The following is a 16,970-nucleotide window of genomic DNA, read 5'->3' on the forward strand; positions in this document are numbered from 1 at the left end:
GGTTGATGAAAAAAGTTTTGCTGATGTTGTTTGTACTGAGCATTTTGGGATATGCTGGCTTTTCATATTATCTAGCAAGCTCGATTGTTACACCCAAGGTATTGACTTTGTCTGAGGAACGTCAATGGATTGAGGAATACGATTTAGTCGGTGATTTTGATGCTTACAATAAGGAAGAGTTTACTGTTACAAGCTTCACGCTCAACTCATCAAATCAGATAATCTAACTTCTAGCAAATATGTGATTATCACACACGGCTTTCGTTCCAATCGAAATGGAGCTATCAAGTATGTGGATAGTTACCACAAGTTAGGCTACCATGTGATTATTTATGATGTGCGTGGTCATGGTGAAAACCAACCAACGCCAGTTAGTCTTGGTAGATTAGAATCAGAAGATTTGCTTGCTTTGATACACTACACCTATCAAACCTTTGGTGAGACGATTAGTCTGGGGTTGCATGGTGAATCTATGGGGAGTGCGATTTCCTTATCTGTTCTTGATAAACACCCTAAGTTAGATTTTGTAGTAGCGGACTGTGGGTTTACGAATTTATATGACCTGATAGAAGGAGCTTATGGGGATAATCACCTTGGTTTTCTCGTTTATGGTGTGAATGCTGTCACAAAATGGGGATTTGGGATTAACATGAAAGAGACCAGTCCGATTGAGGCGATAAAAACGAATCAGGTGCCCATCTTATTTATCCATGGTGAAAAAGATAATTTTATCAAACCGGAAAATAGTCAAAAACTTTTCGAAGCGAATGCTTCCAAGGATCAACTGGTCATTGTTCCAAAGGCAGAGCATGCTAGTTCACGAGAAATTTTAGGAAAAGAAGCCTACACAAAACTCATCGAAAATTTCATTAATGGCTTGAAATGAAAACGTCATTTTCATTAGGAAAGGGTGGTTACTTTGACCGCCTTTTTATCTTTTTTATGGTAAAATAGTAGCAATGGTCATTTTGAAGTTAATACTCATCCAAAATCAAAATTAGCATTTTAGAGCCTCTAATACTTTTGATGGACTACCGAACGAAGTGAGGCTAAAATGTTTCTTTCGCTATAGTGGTATTCTTAGCAGTGAAATTGTCCAGTGGATGGTTTCAGCCTGAGCTTAGAAATTAAAAAGCGAGGGGAATTGGCTCGATATGAACGGCTTTTTGGGAGAACTACAGAAATTGAGAATCAATTTCGTAGTAGTTCCCCCGCAAGGATGATTAGGGTGGACACTGTCGAGTAGTCGACAAGTACATCCAATCATCTACTACGAAAAGTAGGTTCAAATCTAGCAATGAAACTCCGTAGGAGGTTTTGACACTGACTTCGTCAGTTATATTTCCCACCTCCAAAGGTCTCCCAGACCTTTGGAGCGTCCGCACTTTTAAGAAAGAAACAAAAAGTAATTTTTGATTTTTGTTAAGTATAAAATGACAAAAAGTCTGAATAAGATTAGAAGCTGAGTGATCATTTTTCTTGAAAAGGAGAAGTGTATCAGGTATTAATTTAGGAGGTCTGCCATGATTGAGACAAAAAAAGAGCAGGAGCGTGTCATTTTAGTAGGTGTTGAATTGCAGGACACGCCACATTTTGACATGTCAATGGCAGAGCTAGCTAGTCTTGCTAAGACGGCTGGTGCCGAAGTGGTGTCCAGTTACACCCAAAAAAGAGAACGTTATGACAGTAAGTCCTTTGTTGGTTCAGGAAAATTGGCTGAAATTAAAGACATTGTCGAAGCCGATGAAATTGACACTGTGATTGTCAACAATCGTTTAACGCCTCGGCAAAACGCCAATTTGGAGACAGAACTCGGTGTCAAAGTCATTGACCGTATGCAGTTGATTTTAGATATTTTTGCCATGCGTGCAAGAAGTCACGAGGGCAAGTTACAAGTTCATCTTGCCCAGTTAAAATATATGCTGCCACGTTTGGTAGGACAAGGGATTATGCTCAGTCGTCAGGCGGGTGGTATTGGGTCACGAGGGCCAGGTGAGAGTCAACTAGAATTGAACCGTCGTTCCATTAGAAATCAGATTTCGGATATTGAACGTCAATTAAAAATTGTTGAGAAAAATCGCCAGACCATACGCGACAAACGAAGCCAGTCTGAGGTCTTTAAAATTGGTCTTATCGGCTATACCAATGCAGGGAAATCAACGATTATGAATGTCTTAACAGATAATCGTCAGTACGAAGCCGATGAATTGTTTGCGACTTTGGATGCGACAACCAAGCAGATTTATCTTCAAAATCAATTTCAGGCAACCTTGACGGATACTGTTGGGTTTATTCAAGACTTGCCGACGGAATTGGTAGCAGCTTTTAAGTCAACTTTGGAAGAAAGTCGCCATGTGGATTTACTCCTTCATGTGATTGATGCGTCAGATCCAGATCACGAAGAACATGAAAAGGTTGTTTTGGATCTCCTCAAGGATTTGGACATGCTAGATATTCCGCGTTTAGCCATTTACAATAAAATGGACAAGGCTGAAAATTTAACAGCAACAGCCTTCCCAAATGTTCGTATTTCTGCACGTGAAGAAGGGGCAAGAGAAAGTTTACGCCGTCTCATTATTGACGAGATTCGTGATGTTTTTGAACCCTTTAACATCAAAGTTAGCCAAGATAAGCTTTATAAACTTTATGAGCTTAATCGCCTTGCTTTGTTAGACCGCTATGATTTTGATGAACCGATTGAGGAAATCACAGGTCATATTGCGAGCCATAATCGTTGGAAGTTAGAAGAATTTTATGATTGATTATATATCACTTGCCCTCACTTATGGGGGCTTTACCGTGTTGGATAAGGTTTATTTGGAAAATAAGCTGGCGCAACTATCAGAAGATGATAAATTAACTTTTATTACGCCACCACCTAGTGTTATCAACGCTTATTTTGCAGAGCTTTATCAAAAAGAAAGTCCAGAAGCAGCCACAAATTATTTTTTCAAGATGAGCCAGGAACTTAAACTGTACCAGGCAAATCCCTCTTTTTTAGAAGAAAAACCCTTTGTCAGATTAAATTTATCAGGCAAATCTTATGGGTTTGCCTATGAAAGTGATGAGGAAATCGCTCTTGTTTTTTCAGAACAAGATGAGCCAGTGAGCTCTGCTATTTTGTTTGAATTAGCACAGATTTTTCCACATTATAAGATTTACCTACAAGATAGCCTGATTAAGATGGCTAAAATGGCATTTTCAAATGAGGAATTAGAAGATTTAACCCCTGAAACGGCACTGCTAAGCCAAGTCACAAGACTTTCAGGAGACGTCATCAAAGTCCAATCTTTCAACCAAGAAGAATGTGCAGAGCTTGCGTCAGCTTTTGAGGGAGAAAAATACTACCACTACCAACAAAGAGAATTTGTCATCTACATTGCTGAAAAGTAAATTAGCAAGCCATCCTAGGGATAAAATATGAGAACCTGACGTGACAGATACTTAGATGAACTGAAAAAGAATAGAATGTATGAGAAAAGAGTGTGAGCAAACTTCAAATCGTTACATGACATGATGTCCCAATGCTTAGCTCTATAACTCGTTATTCCGTTTAAAATGTCTATAGAAGTTTTTGAAAGTAAGAGAGATTTTCTAATTTTAACGAGCGATAGCGAGTAAATCAACGATACTTCCGCCGTGATGAAAGTGTCAGAAATGACTCGAAGTAATATTTCTGGCACTCGGAATATTTGAGACCTAATTGAACACGCCTACAATGCTATGAATTTAGACTCACTTTCCTAATGCTTACGGCATCTTCGTCAAGCTCCATAAAATTCTTTGCATTGCTTAACAGCTTTGTATCTTAAATTAGGCTCAAATATTAGTCATGCTCAAATAGTCCAGTGGGCTATTTGAGGTTGGAAATAAAGTAGGCTACAGCCTGTGTCAAATACCCGTAGGAAGTCTGCTTGTGTCCGACATCACTTAAGGAAGTGAGAGTGGGACAGAAGTCATGATTTCGAAGAAATTGACTTCGTCGTCCCACCTCCGCACAGTTGATTAGGATGGCCGCTAACGATTGCGTAGCAAGGGTTTAGGACCTCCAATCAACCACTGCGTCAATCTGTTATTACCATTAAAAATAGAAGGTTGAAATATTTATGTCCCAACCTCAAGAGTGAAAACAGAATAACGACAATAAAAGAATGAAAAGAAAGGATGTCGTAGGTTTGCCCTACGATTAGTATGATAAGATGGAATTACAGTTCTTAGGAACAGGGGCAGGTCAGCCTGCAAAACAGCGTAATGTGTCAAGTTTAGTGTTGAAATTATTGGATGAGATTAACGAAATTTGGATGTTTGACTGTGGTGAAGGGACTCAGCGCCAGATTTTGGAAACAACGATTAAGCCTCGTAAGGTTAAGAAAATTTTTATCACGCATTTGCATGGAGACCATGTTTTGGGGTTGCCAGGATTCCTTGCCAGCCGTGCTTTTCAAGCTAGTGAAGAGCAGACGGATTTGGATATTTATGGTCCGCTAGGTATTCGTCAATTTGTCTTGACCAGTCTCAAAGTAACAGGGTCACGTCTGCCTTACCGTATTAATTTTTACGAATTTGATCGACAGAATTTGGGTAAAATACTGGAAACAGACAAGTTTATTGTTTATGCTGATCAGTTAGATCATAGCATTTTTTGTATGGGTTATCGTGTCATGCAGAAAGATTTGGAAGGAACTCTTGATGCGGAAGCTCTAAAAGCAGCAGGTGTTCCTTTTGGTCCCCTTTTTGGTAAAGTTAAAAATGGTGAAGATATTACCTTAGAAGACGGAACAAAAATCATTGCAAAGGATTATATTTCAGAGCCTAAAAAAGGGAAAATCATCACTATTTTAGGAGATACAAGACAAACGGATGCCAGTGTCCGTCTCGCACTTGGAGCAGATGTTTTGGTGCATGAATCCACTTATGGAAAAGGGGATGAGAAAATTGCTCGAAGCCATGGGCATTCAACCAACATGCAAGCAGCAGAGGTGGCAAAAGCAGCGTCAGCCAAACGTCTTTTACTCAACCATGTTTCGGCACGTTTTCTTGGCCGTGATTGTAGGCAGATGGAGCGCGATGCGTCAGCCATTTTCAAAAATGTCCATGTGGTGAAAGATTTTGAGGAGATTGAGATTTGAGAATTATTGTGATTACGGGGGCTTCTGGGGGAATAGCAGAGCAGTTAATCAAGCAAGTACCGCAAGAGGATATGATTCTTCTCATCGGTCGGAGTGAGGAGCGCCTAGCAGAGCTTTACAAGAACCGCCAAAACAAACGTTGTATCGGTCTTGATATTACGGATGATAGTGCTGTTGAGCGCTTGATTTCTAAGATTTATCAAGAATTTGGTCGGATTGATATTCTCATCAATAATGCTGGTTATGCGACTTACAAGGATTTTGAACAGTTTTCGATGACTGAAATCCGTGACATGTTTGATGTCAATACCTTTGCTAGTATGAATTTTTGCCGTCTCGTTGGTGGTAAGATGAAGGAAGCTAAATCAGGTCACATTATCAACATTGTCTCTATGTCAGGTTATATGGCTACGGGGCAATCGTCTATCTATTCAGCGAGCAAATTTGCCATGATTGGCTATTCAGATACCCTTCGTTTAGAATTGGCTCCTTATGGTGTATTTGTCACGACTGTTAATCCAGGTCCTGTTGCGACAAAATTCTTTGACCAAGCAGACCCAAGCGGTGCTTATCTTGATAGTGTCAAAGCTTTTACCTTGCAGCCTGAGGTGGTTGCGACTAAGATTGTTAACATTCTAGGAAAGAAAAAGCGTCAGTTGAACATGCCGCTTGCCTTAAATGCCGCTCATAAAGCCTACACGCTGTTTCCAACTATTGCTGATTTTTTAGCAGGGACCGTGTTTAATTTGAAAGGAAAGTAAGATGCGTAAAAATGTAACGGTGGGACTCTTAGTAGCGTCCGTTGGCTTAACAGCCTTGTTGTCTATTGCCAATATCCAATCTGTGACAGTCAATTATTTATTTGGAACGTTTAAGTTGCCTTTGATTTTACTGATTTTGCTTTCAGTTGGTTTAGGAATGTTCATTCAATTTCTGCTCGGCTTTTTCAAAAACATGAGCTTACGCCAAGAAATTAAAAATCTGAAGCTAAATCACAAAGGGCAAGAAGAAACAGTTTTGGAAGCAAGAAAAGAATCTGATGAAAAATAGGATTACTATGGATATTTTATTACACGAAATTAGAGTTTTTGAAAATTATGATGTAAAATTGGCAGAAGAAGGTCATATTGTTATTGATACTAAGGTAGTAGATGGTTCTCTAAACTATTATGGTAATGCTCATGGTGGTTATCTATTTACGCTCTGTGACCAAATTTCTGGTTTGGTTTCTCGCTCACTTGGTGTCAATGCGGTGACACTACAGTCAAATATTAATTACTTGCGAGCAGGTCATCTTGGAGATACTTTAACAGTAGAAGGACGTTGTGTGCACAATGGTCGTACCACAAAAATAGTTGACACTGTGATTACCAATGAAAAGGGAGACGTTATCACTAAAGCAAGTTTTACCATGTTTGTCACAGGAAAACCAGCAGGTGATGCGTAATGTTATGGATAATCCTGTTAAAATAAATCTACAAAAAAAGTATGAAAAGCTTACAGATAAACAGAGGTGTCTATTGGAGTTTTATGGTGATTTACCCAAAGAAGAAAAATACTTCATTCCAATTAAACGAAGACGCCAACCAAATGTGCAAGTAGGCGATATTTTTGCAGTATAACTGCCAGATAAGAAATTTTGCTATGGTAAAGTTATTGCTCCAGCCGCCAAATTACCTCGGATTCAGGAAGGATTTTTTTCTGTCATGATGAGTAATATTGTGACAAACACACTAGATGAAGTAACATTTGAACTGAATGAATCAAGTATTTTATTACCTCCATGGATTGTAAACGAAACATTTTGGCGGAATGGTACATTTTTTACCATTAGTCGAAAACCTCTAACAAACAAAGAAAAGGACCTCAAGATTGGTTATGTCGTATTTGATGCGAAAAAGCACTTGAGAGGTGAAAGAGGTTGGGACTTATATGATATCAATGGTAATTTAATTGAGAAAGCGGATTATTATACTTTTTCTGGTTATACAACAATACATGGCATGGAATTTGATTTATATCGTGAAAAGATATGTGGAACTATATAAAAAGTAGGAAAGGGTTGTTCGATAAGCAGAAACTTATTTGAATGAGTGATTTTGGTAATACGCCAAAGTCTTTTATAACTTAAACTATGATTACATCAAAATACGATTGGAAAATAAATGAACAAGTGCCTGATGAGGGCTTTTTAAAAGTTGCTAAGAAAGCTGGTCTGACGAAAACAGCTGCTGGTATTGCTTTTGAGCGAGGTATTGATAATGAGGAGAAGTTATCTGATTTTTTAGGAGCTGACCTGTCACATTTGCATGACCCTTACCTGCTTAATGACATGGAGAAGGCGGTGGAGCGGATTCGGTCTGCGATTGAAACTGGTGAACAAATTCTCATCTATGGTGACTATGATGCTGACGGCATGACCAGCGCAAGCATTGTCAAAGAAACTCTAGAGATGATGGGAGCAGAAGTTCAAGTCTATCTGCCGAACCGCTTTACCGATGGTTACGGTCCAAATCTTAGTGTTTACAAGTATTTTATCGAGCAACAAGGGATTTCTCTAATTGTGACGGTAGATAATGGCGTAGCGGGACACGAGGCGATTGCTTATGCACAAGGTCAGGGAGTTGACGTTATCGTTACCGATCACCACAGCATGCCAGCAGAGCTTCCAGAAGCCTTTGCTATTGTTCATCCTGAACATCCAGAAGCAGATTATCCTTTTAAACATTTAGCAGGTTGTGGTGTGGCTTTCAAATTAGCTACGGCGCTTCTTGAGAGTATTCCCACAGAGTTATTAGATTTAGTTGCCATTGGGACGATTGCTGATATGGTCAGTCTGACCGATGAAAATCGTATCATGGTTAAGGTGGGACTTGCTATGATGAAACAAACGGAACGTATTGGTCTTTTAGAATTATTGAAAGTCTCTGATGTTGACCTTGAGACGATAAATGAAGATACAGTTGGTTTTACCATTGCACCGCAGTTAAACGCTCTGGGGCGTCTAGATGATCCAAATCCAGCGATTGACTTGTTGACAGGATTTGATGATGAAGAAGCGCAAGCCATTGCCCTCATGATTAAAGACAAAAATGAGGAACGTAAAGCGTTAGTTCAACGGATTTTTGATGAGGCAGTTACCATGATTGATCCTGAAAAGCCTGTTCAAGTGCTGGCTAAGGAAGGTTGGCACCCAGGTGTACTGGGAATTGTTGCAGGTCGGATTTTGGAACAAATCAGTCAGACTGTTGTAGTTCTCAATATTGAAAATGGTTCAGCCAAAGGTTCAGCCCGCAGCCTTGAAAGTCTGGATATTTTTGTAGCGCTTGATGACCATCGTGATATCTTTACAGCTTTTGGTGGCCATAGCGGAGCTGCTGGAATGACTCTTCCTGAGGAAAATCTTGAGAGACTGTCCGAAATTCTTTGTAACTATGTGGTTGACAATCAGATAGACACTTCTGTCAAAAATAATTTAACGGTTGATGAAGAACTTGATTTGTCTGATTTAAGTCTAGAAACCCTTAAATCATTGGACAAACTAGCCCCATTTGGAATGGACAATAAAAAGCCTGTTTTTTGGCTCAAAGATTTCAAGGTCACTCAGGCTCGTACCATGGGACAAAATAATGCCCATCTCAAGTTAAAAGTCAGTCAAAATGGCGCTGATTATGATGTGGTCGCCTTTCACCAAGGAGCCCTTGTTCAAGAATTTCAGCAAGCGCAGGATTTAGAACTTGCGGTGACTCTATCTGTCAACGTTTGGAACGGTGCAACGACCTTACAACTGATGTTAGTCGATGCGCGTGTTAATGGGATTCAGCTCTTTGACATTCGTGCTAAGTCGGCTCAGTTGCCAGCTGGTGTTCCTGATATTTTTTCTGTTGAAAATAGCAGAGCAGTTGTAGTGACTGACCTCCCAAACGCAGAAGAGCTAAAACGTGTTTTTGAGCATAAAGACTTTGAAGCCATTTATTTTAAAAATACCATTAAAGAACCTTATTACCTGACAGGATTTGGAACGCGAGAGCAATACGCTAAGCTCTACAAAACGATTTACCAGTTTCCTGAATTTGATGTGCGTTACAAGCTCAAGGAGCTCAGCCATTTCCTAAAAATCGAAAGCATTTTACTGGTCAAAATGATTCAAATCTTTGATGAGTTAGGCTTTGTCACAATTACAGATGGTGTGATGACGGTCAATAAAGATGCGCAAAAACGTGAGATTGCTGACAGTCAGATTTACCAAGAATTAAAAGCAACGGTGAAATACCAAGAACTCATGGCACTTGGAACTCCGCAGGAAATTTACGACTGGCTAAAATCAGAAAACTAATTCTAAGCAATCATTAAAAGCACGACATCCGGTCGTGTTTTTTGATATAATAATGGTAAATCAACGATGTGAGGGGAACATGAAAAACGTATTAAAATCAGATAACTGGATTACTTTCTTTTTCCTAGTGTTATACGGTGGTGGAGTTGTGGTAAATGTTAAGAGCAGTAATTTACTAATGGCAAGCCTCTGGGCAGTCTTATTTTTAATCAATCTTGGAATGCTCTTGTACCGTATTTATGGGAAGAAGGATAAGAATAATGGCAGATGAGCGTGTCCAACAGCTGAGTGCGCGTTTCCCAAAAGATGTGTCAGAACATTACCAACAAATGATTCCAGCCTATCAGAAAGGGTATGCTGACTATGTCTTTCAAACGGATCAGGAAGCTACACAAAATCGGCGGATTAAACAACTGACGAAAAACTTTCGTAGCTATGCGACAAAACCGTATCACTACCTCCAACCGTTATCATCAGAGGATGCCTTACAAATTGCTACAAACTGGCAATTATCTTCAGAGATGCAAGCAAGTCTGCTCAACCCCAAACCCAATCAATCTTCTTTTCAAGTGATTAAAAATGGTCTCTTTTTCGCCTATTGTTGCGTTGAAGAGCAAAATGGCACGCTAGTTTTGGCATTTGCTATAGCGCCACAGTATAGAGGCAATGGACATGGCAGAGCTTGTTATCAAGCTATTGAAGACTACATTAAGACGTCCTTTACAGATAAACAAATCAGTCTAAATCTATCACCAGAAGAAGCTGATAATATAAGTTTTTTAGAATCACTAGGGTTTCAAAACGTTAGTAATCAAGATGGCTATCATTTGATGACAAAACCCTTAGTAAAGGAGTGACAAAACATGAACTCTAATTACCTACATGGTTTAGTGATAAATTGGGACCAGGTAGCAGGAGAATCTTATTTATCTAAAATCCCTGCCTTAGCTAGTGTTTCTGAACTATCGTTCTCAAGCCCGGTAACCTTTTTCGTCGGTGAAAATGGCTCTGGAAAATCAACGTTACTTGAAGCGATTGCAGTAGCAGATGGGTTCAATGCGGAAGGTGGCAGTCGCAATTACCGTTTTTCAACCTATGATAGTCACTCAGAACTCCATGAGGCTGTACGGTTGAAACGTGGCGTCAAAAAATCATCTTGGGGCTATTTTTTGCGGGCAGAGAGTTTTTATAATGTGGCAACCATGGAAGAAACGTATTTCGGCTCTCAATCCCAACATTATCACAAGCAGTCGCACGGTGAAAGTTTTCTTAGTCTCTTGGAAAATCAATCGTCAGATAATGGCTTTTACCTTTTGGATGAGTCAGAAGCAGCCCTATCACCGCAACGCCAGCTAACACTTTTGTACCATTTTCATGAGCAAGTGAAAAAAGGTGCCCAGTTCATTATTGCGACCCATTCGCCCATTTTACTTGGGTTTCCAGAGGCAAGTATTCTCTCCTTTGATGATGGACAAGTTCAGGAAGTGGCCTATGAAGAGTGTCCAGCCTATCAAATCACCAAACTTTTTCTTGAAGACCGTGAAAGGGTACTCCATAATTTACTAAAGTAATGAGTGTGCAGAATTTTATTGTCCCATAATAAGCAAACTATCCGTATTATCTTTTAGAAAAATGGGTTACAATCTGTTATAATAGTGTCATGTTAAAAAAACCAACATCCGCTTATGTGCACATTCCCTTTTGCACACAGATTTGTTACTATTGTGATTTTTCAAAAGTATTTATCAAAAATCAGCCTGTGGATGCCTATCTACAGGCTCTTATTCGTGAAATTGAGTTAGCTGATACGGGCAAACTGCGGACCCTTTACATCGGTGGGGGAACCCCAACAGCAATCACCGCTGAACAGCTAGACTATTTGCTGACGCATTTGGAAAAGGTTTTGGACTTGTCGCAAGTAGAAGAGTACACCATTGAAGCTAACCCTGGAGATTTGTCTCCTGAAAAAATAGCAGTGCTTCAAAAATCACGAGTCAATCGTGTGTCACTAGGGGTTCAGACTTTCAACGATAAACACTTGAAACGCATTGGACGTAGCCACAATGAAGCACAGATTTATGACAATATTGCTGCTTTAAAACAAGCTGGATTCGACAATATTTCCATTGATCTGATTTATGCCCTACCTGGTCAGACCATGGAAGACGTTCGTGAAAATGTTGCGAAAGCACTCGCCTTAGACATTCCTCACCTCAGCCTTTACAGTCTCATCTTAGAGCATCATACGGTCTTTATGAATAAAATGCGGCGCGGTAAACTCAATCTGCCAACAGAAGATTTAGAAGCTGAAATGTTTGATTACATCATCGCAGAGCTGGAAAAAAATGGCTTTGAGCATTATGAGATTTCTAACTTCACCAAACCAACTATGGAAAGTCGCCACAACCTCATGTATTGGGATAATGATGAGTATTATGGTTTTGGTGCAGGTGCTTCTGGCTACGTTGATGGCGTGCGCTATCGTAATCGAGGGCCAATTCAGCACTACCTTAAAGCTATCGCAGAAGAGGGGCATGCCAGATTATCTGAGGAAGTTTTGACCAAACGTGAGATGATGGAAGAAGAGTTTTTCTTGGGTCTTCGAAAAAAATCTGGCGTTTCCATCCCACGTTTCGAAGAAAAATTCCAAGAGAGTTTTGAAGGATTATACGGCGAAGCTGTTAAAGAATTATTAGCAGATGGTCTTGTCCAAATAACGGATGGTCGCCTCAGAATGACCAAAAAAGGTCTCTTCTTAGGCGATACGGTGGCTGAGAAATTTATTTTAGACTAAAGCATTAGTTGGCAAAGTGACAAAAGGTAATGTTGCACTATTTACAAGTTAGAAAAAGGAGATACAATGGGACACATTTATAAAGAAGATTTTTTAATTCCATTTGACATGGTCGATGTCAATCACAATATCAAGTTGCCAAAACTCTTGTCTTACTGCCTGTTTGTATCAGGGAAACAGTCTCATTTACTAGGGCGAAGCGATGAGTATGTGCTTGAACAGTTTGGTTTGGTATGGATTATCACAGATTACGAAGTTACCATTCACCGTCTCCCACAATTTACCGAGACAATTACGATTGAGACAGAAGCCATCAGCTACAATAAATTTTTCTGTTACCGCGTTTTCAGAGTTTATGATGCTGCTGGTGAGCTGTTGCTTGATATTTTGACTTACTTTGCTTTGATGGATGCCAACACGCGAAAGGTTTCCCCTGTCTTGCCTGAGATTGTTGACGTTTACGGCTCTGCCTTTGTCAAAAAAATCCAAAGAGCGCCTAAGATGTTACCTTTGGAAAATGCAGAGCAGACGACCTATCATGTCCGTTATTTTGATATTGATATGAATGGTCATGTCAATAATAGCATCTATCTTGACTGGATGTATGATGTGTTGGGCTATGAGTTTTTGAGTCAGCATCGGCCTGCAAAATTGCAACTCAAATACAGCCGAGAAGTGTCTCCTGGTGGTGACATTTCATCAAACGTGGTTAAGGATGGCTTGACGACTTACCACGATATTACCTCAGAAGGCCAAATCAATGCTCAGGCTGTCATTGAGTGGCTTCCCTTGGAAGAGAAATAGGGCAATAGGATGACTGAAAACAACAATTATTTAGACTGGGCAGTTCGATTACAATCCCTAGCCCAAGCAGGACTTGCATATAGTGATAACGTGTTTGACCGAGAACGCTTTGAGGAAATCAGAGACATTGCGGCAAGCATGCTGGTGGAACCGTCAGGTTTACCAAAGGAAGTCGTCAAAGACCTTTTTGCCTCTGATTCGGGATACCAGACCCCTAAAATTGACACCCGCGCAGCTATTTTTCAAAATGATAAAATTCTCTTAGTTCAAGAAAATGACGGGCGATGGAGTTTACCAGGTGGTTGGTGTGACGTTGATCAGTCGGTGATGGAAAATACGATGAAGGAAGCTTTTGAGGAAGCTGGCGCATTAGTGAAGCCGATTCGTCTGGTAGCAGTATTGGACAAGGCTAAAAATAATCCTGCAACAACTGCCGTTCGCGTGATTAAGCACTTTGTCCTTTGTCGCTATATCTGCGGTGACTTCGTGCCAAATAATGAGACACTAGATGCCAAATATTTTGCCTTAGCTGACCTACCAAAGTTGGTTGAAACAAAAGCCACAGCAGCCCAAATCGCCCTCTGTTTTGAAGCAAGTAAGGCTGAGCACTGGGAAACGGTATTTGACTAAGATGACGAAACGCATTAAAAAGAACAAGCAAAAAATAGCCAGAGCAACCATTATTGGTTGGGCGGATGCTTCTACAGAAATCTATGTAATTGGTAAGAAGGAGCAAGAATGTCCAGAGAGGAACGAGTGATTCTGACTAATATGTGCATGATCAGAGATGGTGATAAGATATTGGTTATAGATAAGAAATCTGATAGCTGGCCAGGGATTTGTTTTCCAGGAGGCCATATTGAACCAAATGAGTCTTTTGTTACTTCAACAGTCCGTGAAGTGTATGAAGAGACGGGTTTAGTCGTTTCTGAACTTAAACTGTGTGGACATCAGCAGTTTACCATGCCAGAAGGTTATCGTTATATTGTTTTCTTGTACAAAACGGATACTTTTACTGGACAACTTAAGTCCTCTGAGGAAGGCGATGTTTTCTGGATAAAACGGTCAGAATTAGAACAGTATCAGTTGGCAGATGGTTTCGATGTGATGTTATCCATCTTTGAAAATGACGCATTTTCTGAGAATTATTATTATTTAGAAAATAACAACTGGAAATGGAAAAATTTATAAAGGAGCTAAGATGACATACAAGGGTTATTTAATTGATTTAGACGGAACAATTTATAAAGGGAGTGACCGCATTCCTGCTGGGGAGCAATTTATCCGTGACTTGCAGGCGCGTGAGATTCGCTACATGCTGGTGACCAATAATACCACGCGCACGCCAGAGCAGGTACAAGCCATGCTCCGTGATAAGTTTGAGATTGAGACGCCGCTGGAAACGGTTTATACGGCGACGCTGGCGACGGTTGATTACATGAAAGATGCCAATCTGGGTAATACTGTCTATATCATTGGCGAAGAAGGACTAAAATCAGCCATTTATGAAGCTGGTTTTGTAGAAGATACTGAAAATCCAGCCTTTGTTGTGGTTGGTCTGGACTGGTCAGTTGATTATGAAAAATTTGTGACGGCAACCCTTGCTATACAAAAAGGGGCGCATTTTATCGGTACCAATCCTGACCTCAATATCCCAACTGAGCGTGGGCTTTTACCGGGAGCAGGTTCGCTAATCGCTCTACTTGAAGCAGCGACCCGTGTCAAACCAGCTATTATTGGAAAACCAGAAGCCATCATTATGGACAAGGCATTAGCTCGTCTTGGTGTTGACAAAGCAGAAGCCATTATGGTCGGTGATAATTATCTAACAGACATCATGGCTGGCATCCAAAACGGCATTGATACCCTCCTAGTCTTGACAGGGTTTACGGCCAAAGAAGACGTGCCTACCTTACCGATCGCACCGACACATGTCTTAGAAAGCCTAGCGGAATGGTCATTTGATGAAAACTAGACTCTACGCTTATCTGACCGTCCTTTGGCTTTTGGCAATGGCAGTGCTGGGCACCATTTACGGAGCCTGGCTCCTCTATCCCTTGGAAGTTGATTGGCTGAAACTGACGAATCAAGTCATCATCACTAAAGCAGAGCTGTTGCATAATTTTAATGTTCTTATGGTTTATCTGACCAGTCCCTTTTCACAGGTGCTAGACATGCCAGATTTTCCATCATCAGCGAGTGGGCTCAAACACTTTGCAGATGTGAAACTGCTTTTTCATCTGACACAAGTGATTGCAATTTTAACGACCCTACCTGCTCTGCTATTTTTCAAAAGTAAAGACAACATTTTCCATCAAAAAGTCTTTCTAGGGGCGGCTTTTGTGCCAGTAGTTGTCGGTCTGATGGGAGTGATGATTGGGTTTGAGAATTTCTTTACACTGTTTCATCAGGTTCTGTTCCCAGGGGATAGCTCTTGGCTTTTCAATCCAGCGACTGACCCTATCATCTGGGTTCTACCAGAAACCTTCTTTTTGCATTGCTTTATCCTCTTTTTTGCGCTGTATGAAAGCCTAATGTTAGGACTATTTTTCTGGTGTCGGAAAATCAATAGTTTGTGACCTTGAGTTAGGGTTATGTTAATTCAGTCAACATTTGTCTCTAATTTGTAACATTAAGTGTCTTGTTTGTTTGAGAAAGGTGTTTTATAATACCAATATAGACAATAAGGAGAAAAAGATGCATTTTAACAATAAAGCTCGTAAAGTGAGTAAGAAAGACCCTGTATCAGTAATCATGGCGTTGACATTAAGTGTTTTAGCGGTGTGTCTTTTCGCTTTTGGTAAAAGTCTTACAAAAATTGCAGAGGCAAATGAATATAGTGTTGTTGACTACAGGCAGCAATTTATCAATTCTATTGCAGGTTCAGCTCAAGAATTAGCAAATGCTAATGATTTATACCCATCTGTTATGATTGCGCAAGCTATTCATGAAAGTAACTATGGGTTATCAGGATTAGGAGCTTTCCCATATCACAATCTTTTTGGAATAAAAGGAAGTTACCAAGGTCAAGCTGTCCAAATGGAGACTTGGGAAGATGATGGTGCTGGAAATGCTTATACGATTTTGTCTTATTTCCGTAGCTATCCAAGTTATCATGAATCCTTGCAGGATTATGTTGGTGTTGTCAGACAAGATTACTTTAGTGGAGCGTGGCGTTCAAATACATTGAGCTATGCAGATGCAACGCAAGCCCTAACAGGAACTTATGCGACCGATACAAGTTATGTAAACAAGCTGAATGCTATTATTGAACTGCACAATCTGACACAATATGATACCATGCAAACCTCAAATGGTGAAAGTAGTATGGTTGCTGGTGACTTAGTTTGGAATAACTATCGTCGTCAGTACACCACTCAAGAAACCCTTGATATCGATCATGCTTGGGCGATTCACATTGGTCAAGCGCAATAAAACATAACATAAATCCTAAAAGAGAGTGTGAAGTCACTCTCTTTTTTAGATTAGAAATTCAGTTAGCTCACTTTTGTTAAGTATAAAAAGAGAAATGTGACCTTTTATGATGATTTTTATTGTACCTATTAGTAGTGATCTAACATAATCTTTCCATGTACCGTTTTAGCCGTAGTCAATGTATGATAAGTTGGATAATTTCTTTCAGTCGTTGATATCAGAGCAACAATAGTTAGTCCTCCAAAACGAGTCACCAGATCATGACTTAATGCAATCGCTGGTCGTCTATTCTTCTGTTCATGCCCAATATTGGGATTGAAATCCACATAAAAAATATCACCTTGAGAAATTACCATTGCATCTCATTCCCTTCTGCCCGACCCCAATTAACTTCATTGTGACGAACACCATCATCTTCCCAACCTGCAAATAGCTCCTGTATTGTCCTTGGCTTTTGAATTTCAGGAGTTAG

The 16,970-nt window shown here is 40.1% G+C and carries 23 protein-coding genes; 22 read left to right on the top strand and 1 reads right to left on the bottom strand.

Annotation, left to right across the window (positions count from 1 at the left end):
- Positions 1-5: 5 nt before the first annotated feature.
- The 22 genes from AB6M99_RS04410 (at position 6) to AB6M99_RS04515 (ending at position 16,498) form a co-directional block, all read left to right on the top strand.
- Positions 6-227, top strand: a complete 222-nt coding sequence (locus AB6M99_RS04410) for a hypothetical protein (protein WP_245962660.1) — start codon at positions 6-8, stop codon at positions 225-227.
- Positions 228-241: 14 nt separating this feature from the next.
- Positions 242-886, top strand: a complete 645-nt coding sequence (locus AB6M99_RS04415; protein ID WP_245962661.1) for an alpha/beta hydrolase — start codon at positions 242-244, stop codon at positions 884-886.
- 637 nt (positions 887-1,523) lie between these two features.
- Complete coding sequence (gene hflX, locus AB6M99_RS04420) at positions 1,524-2,762, top strand: GTPase HflX (RefSeq protein ID WP_369351132.1); 1,239 nt, start codon at positions 1,524-1,526, stop codon at positions 2,760-2,762.
- Entirely contained in the window at positions 2,755-3,393 is a 639-nt protein-coding gene (locus tag AB6M99_RS04425) for a cystathionine beta-lyase (protein ID WP_121834390.1), read from the top strand. Before hflX ends, AB6M99_RS04425 begins: the two co-directional genes overlap by 8 nt.
- Positions 3,394-4,199: 806 nt before the next feature.
- Entirely contained in the window at positions 4,200-5,129 is a 930-nt protein-coding gene (gene rnz / locus AB6M99_RS04430) for a ribonuclease Z (RefSeq protein WP_121834391.1), read from the top strand.
- The gene (locus AB6M99_RS04435) at positions 5,126-5,890 is read left to right on the top strand and encodes an SDR family oxidoreductase (protein ID WP_121834392.1); all 765 of its coding nucleotides are present in this window, start codon (positions 5,126-5,128) and stop codon (positions 5,888-5,890) included. The genes rnz and AB6M99_RS04435 overlap by 4 nt, the downstream gene beginning before the upstream one ends.
- A 1-nt stretch (position 5,891) precedes the next feature.
- Positions 5,892-6,179 carry a lipopolysaccharide assembly protein LapA domain-containing protein gene (locus AB6M99_RS04440; RefSeq protein WP_121834393.1) on the top strand — a complete coding sequence of 96 codons (288 nt, stop codon included), beginning with the start codon at positions 5,892-5,894 and terminating at the stop codon, positions 6,177-6,179.
- A 7-nt stretch (positions 6,180-6,186) separates the two neighbouring features.
- Positions 6,187-6,576 (top strand): PaaI family thioesterase, encoded by a 390-nt coding sequence (locus AB6M99_RS04445; protein WP_121834541.1) that lies wholly within the window; start codon positions 6,187-6,189, stop codon positions 6,574-6,576.
- Complete coding sequence (locus AB6M99_RS04450; protein ID WP_183121628.1) at positions 6,566-6,751, top strand: hypothetical protein; 186 nt, start codon at positions 6,566-6,568, stop codon at positions 6,749-6,751. The genes AB6M99_RS04445 and AB6M99_RS04450 overlap by 11 nt, the downstream gene beginning before the upstream one ends.
- On the top strand, positions 6,752-7,177 hold the full coding sequence (locus AB6M99_RS04455; protein WP_121834395.1) for an Imm26 family immunity protein: 426 nt from the start codon (positions 6,752-6,754) through the stop codon (positions 7,175-7,177).
- A gap of 86 nt (positions 7,178-7,263) precedes the next feature.
- Positions 7,264-9,465: a single-stranded-DNA-specific exonuclease RecJ gene (gene recJ, locus AB6M99_RS04460; protein WP_121834396.1), complete on the top strand. Its 2,202-nt coding sequence runs from the start codon at positions 7,264-7,266 to the stop codon at positions 9,463-9,465.
- A 79-nt stretch (positions 9,466-9,544) separates the two neighbouring features.
- A complete protein-coding gene (locus tag AB6M99_RS04465; RefSeq protein WP_142925580.1) occupies positions 9,545-9,736 on the top strand; it encodes a hypothetical protein in 192 nt (63 codons plus the stop codon).
- Positions 9,726-10,322, top strand: a complete 597-nt coding sequence (locus tag AB6M99_RS04470) for a GNAT family N-acetyltransferase (protein ID WP_183121629.1) — start codon at positions 9,726-9,728, stop codon at positions 10,320-10,322. The genes AB6M99_RS04465 and AB6M99_RS04470 overlap by 11 nt, the downstream gene beginning before the upstream one ends.
- A gap of 6 nt (positions 10,323-10,328) precedes the next feature.
- Positions 10,329-11,036 (top strand): AAA family ATPase, encoded by a 708-nt coding sequence (locus AB6M99_RS04475; RefSeq protein WP_369351133.1) that lies wholly within the window; start codon positions 10,329-10,331, stop codon positions 11,034-11,036.
- Positions 11,037-11,125: 89 nt separating this feature from the next.
- On the top strand, positions 11,126-12,259 hold the full coding sequence (gene hemW, locus AB6M99_RS04480; protein ID WP_121834399.1) for a radical SAM family heme chaperone HemW: 1,134 nt from the start codon (positions 11,126-11,128) through the stop codon (positions 12,257-12,259).
- Positions 12,260-12,325: 66 nt separating this feature from the next.
- A complete protein-coding gene (locus AB6M99_RS04485) occupies positions 12,326-13,063 on the top strand; it encodes an acyl-ACP thioesterase domain-containing protein (protein ID WP_121834400.1) in 738 nt (245 codons plus the stop codon).
- A 9-nt stretch (positions 13,064-13,072) separates the two neighbouring features.
- A complete protein-coding gene (locus AB6M99_RS04490; protein ID WP_121834401.1) occupies positions 13,073-13,693 on the top strand; it encodes an NUDIX hydrolase N-terminal domain-containing protein in 621 nt (206 codons plus the stop codon).
- Between the two features lies 1 nt (position 13,694).
- Positions 13,695-13,823: a hypothetical protein gene (locus AB6M99_RS04495; protein ID WP_369351134.1), complete on the top strand. Its 129-nt coding sequence runs from the start codon at positions 13,695-13,697 to the stop codon at positions 13,821-13,823.
- A complete protein-coding gene (locus AB6M99_RS04500) occupies positions 13,802-14,254 on the top strand; it encodes an 8-oxo-dGTP diphosphatase (protein ID WP_121834402.1) in 453 nt (150 codons plus the stop codon). Before AB6M99_RS04495 ends, AB6M99_RS04500 begins: the two co-directional genes overlap by 22 nt.
- Before the next feature lie 10 nt (positions 14,255-14,264).
- Positions 14,265-15,038 (top strand): TIGR01457 family HAD-type hydrolase, encoded by a 774-nt coding sequence (locus AB6M99_RS04505; protein WP_121834403.1) that lies wholly within the window; start codon positions 14,265-14,267, stop codon positions 15,036-15,038.
- Positions 15,028-15,642 (top strand): TIGR01906 family membrane protein, encoded by a 615-nt coding sequence (locus AB6M99_RS04510; RefSeq protein ID WP_121834404.1) that lies wholly within the window; start codon positions 15,028-15,030, stop codon positions 15,640-15,642. Before AB6M99_RS04505 ends, AB6M99_RS04510 begins: the two co-directional genes overlap by 11 nt.
- A 118-nt stretch (positions 15,643-15,760) precedes the next feature.
- The gene (locus AB6M99_RS04515) at positions 15,761-16,498 is read left to right on the top strand and encodes a glucosaminidase domain-containing protein (protein ID WP_369351135.1); all 738 of its coding nucleotides are present in this window, start codon (positions 15,761-15,763) and stop codon (positions 16,496-16,498) included.
- Positions 16,499-16,626: 128 nt separating this feature from the next.
- Here AB6M99_RS04515 and AB6M99_RS04520 read toward each other — a convergent pair whose 3' ends face one another.
- Positions 16,627-16,854 (bottom strand): type II toxin-antitoxin system PemK/MazF family toxin, encoded by a 228-nt coding sequence (locus tag AB6M99_RS04520; protein ID WP_121834405.1) that lies wholly within the window; start codon positions 16,852-16,854, stop codon positions 16,627-16,629.
- Between the last annotated feature and the right edge of the window lie 116 nt (positions 16,855-16,970).

Source organism: Streptococcus hillyeri (assembly GCF_041081565.1).
In the GTDB taxonomy this organism is placed as follows: Bacteria; Bacillota; Bacilli; order Lactobacillales; family Streptococcaceae; genus Streptococcus; species Streptococcus hillyeri.

Bases quoted from the DNA above. Each gene is read 5' to 3' on its own strand.
- AB6M99_RS04505 (WP_121834403.1), top strand. From the start codon at position 14,265: ATGACATACAAGGGTTATTTAATTGATTTAGACGGAACAATTTATAAA.
- rnz (WP_121834391.1), top strand. From the start codon at position 4,200: ATGGAATTACAGTTCTTAGGAACAGGGGCAGGTCAGCCTGCAAAACAG.
- AB6M99_RS04500 (WP_121834402.1), top strand. From the start codon at position 13,802: ATGTCCAGAGAGGAACGAGTGATTCTGACTAATATGTGCATGATCAGA.
- AB6M99_RS04445 (WP_121834541.1), top strand. From the start codon at position 6,187: ATGGATATTTTATTACACGAAATTAGAGTTTTTGAAAATTATGATGTA.
- AB6M99_RS04495 (WP_369351134.1), top strand. From the start codon at position 13,695: ATGACGAAACGCATTAAAAAGAACAAGCAAAAAATAGCCAGAGCAACC.
- AB6M99_RS04470 (WP_183121629.1), top strand. From the start codon at position 9,726: ATGGCAGATGAGCGTGTCCAACAGCTGAGTGCGCGTTTCCCAAAAGAT.
- AB6M99_RS04425 (WP_121834390.1), top strand. From the start codon at position 2,755: ATGATTGATTATATATCACTTGCCCTCACTTATGGGGGCTTTACCGTG.
- AB6M99_RS04490 (WP_121834401.1), top strand. From the start codon at position 13,073: ATGACTGAAAACAACAATTATTTAGACTGGGCAGTTCGATTACAATCC.
- AB6M99_RS04475 (WP_369351133.1), top strand. From the start codon at position 10,329: ATGAACTCTAATTACCTACATGGTTTAGTGATAAATTGGGACCAGGTA.
- AB6M99_RS04510 (WP_121834404.1), top strand. From the start codon at position 15,028: ATGAAAACTAGACTCTACGCTTATCTGACCGTCCTTTGGCTTTTGGCA.
- AB6M99_RS04465 (WP_142925580.1), top strand. From the start codon at position 9,545: ATGAAAAACGTATTAAAATCAGATAACTGGATTACTTTCTTTTTCCTA.
- recJ (WP_121834396.1), top strand. From the start codon at position 7,264: ATGATTACATCAAAATACGATTGGAAAATAAATGAACAAGTGCCTGAT.
- hflX (WP_369351132.1), top strand. From the start codon at position 1,524: ATGATTGAGACAAAAAAAGAGCAGGAGCGTGTCATTTTAGTAGGTGTT.
- AB6M99_RS04410 (WP_245962660.1), top strand. From the start codon at position 6: ATGAAAAAAGTTTTGCTGATGTTGTTTGTACTGAGCATTTTGGGATAT.
- AB6M99_RS04485 (WP_121834400.1), top strand. From the start codon at position 12,326: ATGGGACACATTTATAAAGAAGATTTTTTAATTCCATTTGACATGGTC.
- AB6M99_RS04440 (WP_121834393.1), top strand. From the start codon at position 5,892: ATGCGTAAAAATGTAACGGTGGGACTCTTAGTAGCGTCCGTTGGCTTA.
- AB6M99_RS04520 (WP_121834405.1), bottom strand. From the start codon at position 16,854: ATGGTAATTTCTCAAGGTGATATTTTTTATGTGGATTTCAATCCCAAT.
- AB6M99_RS04515 (WP_369351135.1), top strand. From the start codon at position 15,761: ATGCATTTTAACAATAAAGCTCGTAAAGTGAGTAAGAAAGACCCTGTA.
- hemW (WP_121834399.1), top strand. From the start codon at position 11,126: ATGTTAAAAAAACCAACATCCGCTTATGTGCACATTCCCTTTTGCACA.